The 7753-nt window shown below is 71.0% G+C and carries 6 protein-coding genes; 2 read left to right on the forward strand and 4 right to left on the reverse strand.

Annotated features, from left to right (window positions below; translation table 11 throughout):
* Nucleotides 1-166: 166 nt before the first annotated feature.
* Together IH13_RS0115600 and pgsA are read right to left on the reverse strand one after the other, a co-directional pair.
* Nucleotides 167-1057, reverse strand: coding sequence for a phosphatidylinositol mannoside acyltransferase (locus IH13_RS0115600; RefSeq protein WP_031084833.1), 891 nt, complete (start codon nucleotides 1055-1057; stop codon nucleotides 167-169).
* A gap of 86 nt (nucleotides 1058-1143) precedes the next feature.
* Nucleotides 1144-1812 (reverse strand): phosphatidylinositol phosphate synthase, encoded by a 669-nt coding sequence (pgsA, locus tag IH13_RS0115605; protein ID WP_031084835.1) that lies wholly within the window; start codon nucleotides 1810-1812, stop codon nucleotides 1144-1146.
* A gap of 387 nt (nucleotides 1813-2199) precedes the next feature.
* Here pgsA and IH13_RS0115610 point away from each other — a divergent pair, with 387 nt between their 5' ends.
* Nucleotides 2200-3864, forward strand: a complete 1665-nt coding sequence (locus IH13_RS0115610) for an MATE family efflux transporter (protein ID WP_031084837.1) — start codon at nucleotides 2200-2202, stop codon at nucleotides 3862-3864.
* A gap of 51 nt (nucleotides 3865-3915) precedes the next feature.
* Here the strand turns inward: IH13_RS0115610 and IH13_RS0115615 are convergent, their stop codons facing one another.
* Complete coding sequence (locus tag IH13_RS0115615) at nucleotides 3916-4488, reverse strand: HIT family protein (protein ID WP_031084839.1); 573 nt, start codon at nucleotides 4486-4488, stop codon at nucleotides 3916-3918.
* A gap of 192 nt (nucleotides 4489-4680) precedes the next feature.
* Nucleotides 4681-6657 (reverse strand): threonine--tRNA ligase, encoded by a 1977-nt coding sequence (gene thrS, locus IH13_RS0115620; protein WP_031084841.1) that lies wholly within the window; start codon nucleotides 6655-6657, stop codon nucleotides 4681-4683.
* Nucleotides 6658-6983: 326 nt separating this feature from the next.
* On the opposite strand from thrS, the gene IH13_RS0115625 reads away from it, so the two are divergent.
* Nucleotides 6984-7706 carry an exonuclease domain-containing protein gene (locus tag IH13_RS0115625; RefSeq protein ID WP_031084843.1) on the forward strand — a complete coding sequence of 241 codons (723 nt, stop codon included), beginning with the start codon at nucleotides 6984-6986 and terminating at the stop codon, nucleotides 7704-7706.
* Nucleotides 7707-7753 lie beyond the last annotated feature (47 nt).

Below are 7753 nucleotides of genomic sequence, written 5' to 3' on the forward strand. Positions count from 1 at the left end.
CCCCGCCCCGCCGAGACCACGTACGGCGGGAGCGGCGTCTCGTCGTCCGCGGGCGCCAGCACCGAGACGTCGTGCCCCAGGCGGATCAGGTGTTCGGCGAGGTCCCGGATGTGGAACTGGACTCCGCCCGGTACGTCCCAGGAGTACGGGCAGACGATGCCGATCTTCACGGCGCTTCCCCTCGGGGTTCCAGATCGGAGAGCCAGAGCCGCTGGAGCATGTGCCAGTCCTCCGGATGCTCGGCGATGCCGGTGGCGAAGGCGTCGGCCAGCGCCTGTGTCATGGAGGCCGTCTTCTCCGCGCGGGTGCCTGCCCCGGGCACGGGGACCGGGGGGTGGACGCGGGCCCGCATCACGGGCGTGCCGTCGTACCAGAGCGTGACGGGCAGGAGCAGCGCGCCGGTCTGCTGGGCCAGCAGCGCCGGTCCGGCGGGCATCCGGGCGGTGTCGCCGAAGAACGTCACCTCGACGCCGGAGGCCGAGAGGTCGCGGTCGGCGACCAGGCAGACCAGTCCGCCGGAGCGCAGCCGCCGGGCCAGCGTCCCGAAGGCCGCCCCGCCGGTGTGCGGCAGGACCTCCATGCCGAGCCCCTGCCGGTAGGCCACGAACCGGTCGTACAGGGACTCCGGCTTGAGCCGCTCGGCGACCGTGGTGAAGGGCACCTTCAGGTCGGTGGTGACCCAGGCGCCGGCCAGGTCCCAGTTCCCCAGGTGCGGCAGCGCCAGGACGACGCCCCGTCCGGAGTCCAGCCCGTCGGTGAGGTGGTGCACGCCGTCGACCCGTATCGACGCCTTGATCCGCTGCGGGGTCCAGGTCGGCAGCCGGAAGGACTCCATCCAGTAGCGCATGTACGAGCGCATCCCGGCCTTCGACAGCTCCGCGAGGCGTGCGGCGTCCGCGTCGGGGACCACCCGGGCCAGATTCGACTCCAGCCGCAGGACCGACTTCCCGCGCCGCTTCCACACCTGGTCGGCCAGGGTGCGGAAGAGGGCTTCGGCGGCCGGTTCGGGGAGCATCTTCACGGCACCCCAGCCGAGCCCGTACAGCCCGTCGGTCAGCCGGTCCTTGAGCCGGGATCCGCCGCCCCGCGGTCCGGTTCTGCCGGCTGCGGCGCCGCGGCCGTGCTCCCCCGCCCCGCCCTCGCTCACTGTGCGGCCCCGCTCCCTCGCTCCGCCGCCGCGGCGGCGTCGGCCTCGGCCGACTCCCTGCGCACGGTCACCACGCGCTGGACCAGCGTGACCAGGCTGCCCACCGCGACGATCCACAGGGCGATCGGCAGCAGGACCTGGATGCCGGGCACGCCGAAGGCGTGCAGCCCGGCGAGCCCGGCGGCCACCAGCGAGATCACCAGCCGCTCGGCGCGCTCGACCAGCCCGTTCACCGCGACCGGCAGACCGATCGACTCGCCGCGGGCCTTCGTGTACGAGACCACCTGGCCACTGGCCAGGCAGAAGATCGCGACCGCGCACAGCACGTCGTCGTCGCCGTTGCCCGCGTACCAGAGCGCGAAGCCCGCGAAGATCGCCCCGTCCGCCACCCGGTCGAGTGTCGAGTCCAGGAACGCGCCCCACCGGCTGGAGATCCCGGCCTGCCGGGCCATGTTGCCGTCGACCAGGTCGGAGAAGACGAAGACGGTGATGACGATCGTGCCCCAGAAGAACTCCCCCATCGGGAAGAAGACCAGCGCTCCTGCCATCACTCCGGCCGTACCGATGAGCGTGACCGCGTCGGGACTGACCCCGATGCGGAGCAGCAGAGCGGCGAACGGTGTGAGGACACGCGTAAAAAATGCACGCGCGTACTTGTTCAGCATGGCCTTCCCGAGGTTCGGCGGGCCGCGCGGCCCCTTCGGCCACCGGCGGGCCCATCGTAGTCACGAGCCGCGCCGTCCCACGGCGGGGCACCCCGTCCCGGCCTTGTCCGGGCGACGGTGTGCGCCCCCCGGCGGCCGGGTCCCCCGGGCCCACGCGGGGCGTGCGCCCGGCCCGCCGGCCATGCCGACATAGCGCGCACGAAGGGACTGATGGTGCGTGACGTCACCGATCAGCGCGAATCCGGAGCCGCCCCGCCCCTTCAATCACCGGCGGTGGCGGCTTCCGGACGCTACGCTGTTGACCCCGGCTCAGCAGGTGTGCGAGACACGGTAGTTGGGAACAGCCGCAGGAGCAGGCCGTGCGGGCGAGTGGGGGCGACAGCAGCGATGGACGGATTCGATTTCTCTCCCGGAGCACAGATCCCGCTCCAGGGGTCGGGCGGACAGGCGGTGGCGACCAACGCCCTCGCCTCCGCGGCGTACCGCGACAGCGATGTGACGGAGATCCTGAAGGCCAACAGCGAATGGCACAAGTCCGAGGTGAAGCGGGGCAGTTCCAAGCTGTTCAAGTCCGAGTACTTCAAGCCGAATCTCGGTGAGGCCTTCTCCCGCGCCGTCCAGGAACGCATGCTCGGCGGCGGCCGTGGCGCCCTCATCCAGTCCTTTGGCCTCGACCCCCAGACGGTGGTGGAGCACTGCCTGTCCGCGACCCGGCTCCGCAGGGCCCGGGACAGCAAGCTCACCCTGGTCACCGCCGTCTTCGGCGTCCTCTTCCTGCCGGGCTTCCTCCTGTGGGTCCTGACCTTCCGGCTGCGCGACTCCTTCAACAAGTCCAAGGACGTCGCCTTCCGCTCCCTCGGTGTCGTCCTGCTCCTGATCGTCGGCGGACTCTCCGTGCTCTTCCTGATCGCCATGCCGCTCACCGGCTTCCTGGCGCTCTATCTGCGCGCCGCGGTCGTCGCGCCGGTCGTCGGCTGGCTGCTCGCCAAACGGATCGCGGAGTCCTCCGCCAAGGACATGCGGGCCCGCTGGGAGGGGCTGCTCAGCGGAGCCGGCGTCATCGCCAAGATCCCCGAGGCGGCTCCGAAGAACCCCAACGAGACGGCACGTGAGGCCCTGCGCCAGGGCCTGGAGAAGCTCTCCGCGGAGCAGCAGTCCAACTCGGTCTTCTACGCCGGCCCCAAGGGCATCCTCGGCATGGGCACCCGCTGGGGCAGCTGGCATCTCGCCGAGGAACTGCACCCCGCGGACCCCACCAAGGAGATCCACCAGTTCCGCAGCTGGGACGTGGTGCGGGCGATCCACGACCAGCTCAAGCTGCTGGAGCGCGGCCCGCTGAACACCGGCGGTTTCACCCCGCCGTCCGTGAAGCACTGGATCGTCTCCCCCGTCGGGGAGGACGCCGGTTCCGTCTCCCGGCCCGAGGGCGAGGACGTCGCCACCTTCCAGGTCAAACCCCACGAGATCCAGCGGATCTGCAACCACCAGCAGTTCGGCAGTGGTGACCGGCACTACCTGGGTGTGCAGTTCACGCTCTGGGAGGGCCAACTCGTCCTCACCATGCTGATCACCGTCACGGTGCTCCACGAGACCCTGCGCATCGAGGTCACGGGCCATGCGCTGGGCCCGGTCCACCCGCTCTTCCTGACCAAGCCGGCCGCCGAGACCAAGACGGTCAAGAAGGCCGTCAGGTTCTGGGAGACCCGCTCCATCGCCCTGCCCCTGGTCAAGGCCCACGAGGTCGTCAGGCTCGCCCTGCGCGCCCCCCTGACCTGGTATCCGCCGCTGCTGGAGTACCTCGGCGGGAAGTTGGTGCTTCCGGAGCCCTTCGGGCTGCGCCACGCCTGGGCGGCCAAGCCCTGGGGGCACCGCTTCATGGCGGACGACGCCATGCGGACGGCCACACCGGTGCTGCGGGTCGTCCACTCGGCCGCCGTGCAGGTCCTGAAGGAGCACGGCGTCGACACCGAACGCTTCACCAGCCGCTCCATGGCCCTCAGCGGCGCGGTCCAGGAGGCGGCGCCGAAGAAGGCCGACGTCTACGACGCGTGAAACGCCGGACGGGGCGCCCCGGGCACCCCGTCCGTCCTTGCCGTGCCCCGCTCAGGCGGAGAGCGGACCCGCCGGCCACACCGCGGCCAGCATCGACCGGGTGTCGCCCAGCAGCTGCGGCAGCACCTTCGTGTGCCCGACCACCGGCATGAAGTTCGTGTCCCCGCCCCAGCGCGGCACCACGTGCTGGTGCAGGTGAGCGGCGATCCCGGCGCCCGCGGACGCCCCCTGGTTCATCCCGATGTTGAACCCGTGCGCCCCGGACGCCGCCCGCAGCGCCACCATCGCCCGCTTGGTGAAGTCGGCCAGCTCCACGGTCTCCGGACCGTCCAGCTCGGTGTAGTCGGCGACGTGCCGGTAGGGCACCACCATCAGGTGCCCGCCGTTGTACGGGTACAGGTTCAGCACGGCGTAGACCTTCTCGCCCCGCGCGACGACGAGCCCGTCCTCGTCCGACTTCGACGGGATCTCGCAGAACGGGCAGCCGTCCCCGGCCTCCGAACCGCTCGGCTTGTTCTCACCCTGGATGTACGCCATCCGGTGGGGCGTCCACAGGCGCTGGAACGCGTCGGGCGTCCCCACTCCGATCTGCTGTTCCGGCTCACTCGTCATGCCCGCCAGCATATGGCTTGGCAGAGACAGGCTCCCCCGTCCCCCACCGGCTCACCGGCTCACCGGGGCGGGGCTGATGGCGTGCGGGCCGGCGCTGCTGGGGGCGGTGACGGGTCCTTCTCGTCGTGGCTGGCGCAGGTGTTCAGCCGGCAGGACGAGAGGCCCCCGGAGAGCGGACAGCGCTCCGGGGGCCTCTCGGACGGGTCACACCTGGACGCGGCGCTCCACCAGGTCCACCAGCTTGGCGATCGCCTCGTCACGGGGGATCCCGTTCTCCTGCGAGCCGTCGCGGTGGCGGAAGGACACCGTGCCCGCGTTCATGTCGTCGTCGCCGACGATGACCATGAACGGGACCTTGGCCTTCTGGTGGTTGCGGATCTTCTTCTGCATCCGGTCGGAGGAGGCGTCCACCTCCACCCGCAGGCCCTTCTTCCGCGCCTCGGCGGCGAACTCCTGGAGGTACTCGATGTGGGTGTCGCCGATCGGGATGCCGACCGCCTGGACCGGGGCCAGCCAGACCGGGAACGCACCCGCGTAGTGCTCCAGGAGCACCGCGAAGAAGCGCTCGATGGAGCCGAACAGCGCACGGTGGATCATGACCGGGCGCTGCTTGGTCCCGTCCGGGCCGGTGTACTCCAGGTCGAAGCGCTCGGGCAGGTTGAAGTCGAGCTGCACGGTCGACATCTGCCAGGTGCGGCCGATGGCGTCCTTGCACTGCACCGAGATCTTCGGTCCGTAGAAGGCGGCGCCGCCCGGGTCCGGGACCAGCGGGAGGCCCTGCTTCTCGGCGACCTGGCGCAGCGTCTCGGTGGCCTCTTCCCAGGTCTCGTCGGAGCCGACGTACTTCTCCGGGTCCTTGGTGGAGAGCTCCAGGTAGAAGTCGGTCAGGCCGTAGTCGCGCAGGAGGTTGAGGACGAAGGTGAGCGTCTTGTCCAGCTCCGCGGCCATCTGCTCACGGGTGCAGTAGATGTGCGCGTCGTCCTGCGTGAAGCCGCGCGAGCGGGTCAGGCCGTGGACGACGCCCGACTTCTCGTACCGGTACACCGTGCCGAACTCGAAGAGGCGCAGCGGCAGTTCGCGGTAGGAACGGCCGCGCGCGTCGAAGATCAGGTTGTGCATCGGGCAGTTCATCGGCTTGAGGTAGTAGTCCACCCCGTCGTCGAGCTGCATGGGCGGGTACATGCCGTCGGCGTACCAGTCCAGGTGGCCGGACTTCTCGAAGAGCTTGCCCTTGGTGGCGTGCGGGCTGTAGACGAACTCGTAGCCCTCCTCCTCGTGGCGGCGCCGCGAGTAGTCCTCCATGGCCCGGCGGATGACGCCGCCCTTGGGGTGGAAGACCGCGAGGCCGGGGCCGATCTCGTCGGGGAAGGAGAAGAGGTCCAGCTCGTTGCCGAGCTTGCGGTGGTCGCGCTTGGCGGCCTCCGCCAGGAACTCCAGGTGCGCCTTGAGCTGGTCCTTGGTGGGCCAGGCGGTGCCGTAGATGCGCTGGAGCATGGGGTTCTTCTCGCTGCCCCGCCAGTACGCCGCCGCGTTCCGCATCAGCTTGAACGCGGGGATGAACCGGGTGGTGGGCAGGTGCGGGCCCCGGCAGAGGTCCTTCCAGCACAGGTCACCGGTCTTGGGGTCGAGGTTGTCGTAGATGGTCAGCTCGCCGCCGCCCACCTCGACGTCCGCGCCGTCGTCCGAGGACGCGGAGCCCTTGATCCCGATGAGCTCCAGCTTGTACGGCTCGTCGGCGAGCTCCTCGCGGGCGGCCTCGTCGGTGACGACGCGGCGCGAGAAGCGCTGGCCGCGCTTCTGGATCTCCTGCATCTTCTTCTCGATGGCCTTGAGATCCTCGGGCGTGAAGGGCTTCTCCACGTCGAAGTCGTAGTAGAAGCCGTCCTTGACCGGCGGGCCGATGCCCAGCTTGGCCTCGGGGAAGAGCTCCTGCACGGCCTGGGCCATGACGTGCGCGGTGGAGTGCCGCAGGATGTCCAGGCCGTCCTCGGAGGTGATCTCGACGGGCTCGACGACCTCGCCGTCCTTGAGCGCGTACGCGAGGTCCCGCAGCTCGCCGTCGACCCGGGCGGCGACGACGGTGCGCTGTCCGGGGAAGAGCTCGGCGGCCGTCGTGCCCGTCGTCACCACGTGCTCTTCCCGCTCGGAATCGCGTTGGATGATCACACGGACGTCTGACACCGGTCTCTCCTGACTGAGGGGACGCGCCGCCTGTCGCGGACGCAAGAGGAATCGTACCGAGCCACCGGCCCCCGACGCGAAAGGGATACCGGGCCGGCTCCCGCGCGCGACACCCAGGGGGCGTGAGGGTGCCCCGCGGCCGCGTGGCCGGGCCCCCGGAGGTGTGACACACGGGCCCCGGGGCGGCGCCCGCCCCGCCCGGGTACGTGTTCCGGGCCGCGAGGACAGGAGGATGCCCCGGGAGCGGCGTACCGGGCAAACGCCCCGGGTATCACCGAACCGAGAGCAACACCGTCATCTGCCGCTCACTGACGAGGAGTTCGGGGATGATTCACTGGTTCGACGGCCCACTGGCCGCCTTCGGCACCGAGACGACGGGCCTGGACAGCGAGGAGGACCGGATCGTCTCGGCCGCCCTCGTCCTCCAGGACATGACGGGTGGACGGTTCCGGGTCACCCGCTGGCTGGTCAGTCCGGGGATTCCGGTGCCCCCCGGGGCGACGGAGGTCCACGGGCTGACCGACGAACACCTCCAGCGCAACGGCCGGTGGCCCGCTCCGGTGATGGAGGAGCTGGCCCGCGCGCTGGCCGAGCAGTGCGCGACCCGGCGGCCGGTCGTCGTGATGGACGCGCCGTTCGGGCTGACCCTGCTGGACCGGGAGCTCAGGCGGCACCGGGCGTCCTCGCTGGCCGGGTATCTGGGCGACCAGCCGCTGTGCGTACTGGACCCCCGGGTGCTGGACAGGCACCTGGACCGCTACCGCAAGGGCCGCCGCGCGCTGGGCGACCTCTGTGAGCTGTACGGGGTGGAGCCGGACGGGGCGCACGACGCCGCGGCCGGCGCGGCGGCCTCGCTGGAGCTGGTGCGCGCGCTGGGCCGGCGGTTCTCGGCCCGGCTGGAGCGGCTGAGCCCGTCGGAGCTGCACTCCCTGCAGGCGGAGTGGCACGCGGCACAGGCCCGGGGCCCGGCGCGGTTCGAGAGCAGTGGCGCTCCGAAGGCGGTGGATCCGGCCTGGCCCCTGCGCCCGGAACTGCCCGCGGCGGCCTGAGGGAACGCGAAAGCCGGTCCGTCGATGACGGACCGGCTCTTCCCGGG

The sequence above is a fragment of the Streptomyces sp. NRRL WC-3549 genome (assembly GCF_000721935.1).
In the GTDB taxonomy this organism is placed as follows: domain Bacteria; phylum Actinomycetota; class Actinomycetes; order Streptomycetales; family Streptomycetaceae; genus Streptomyces.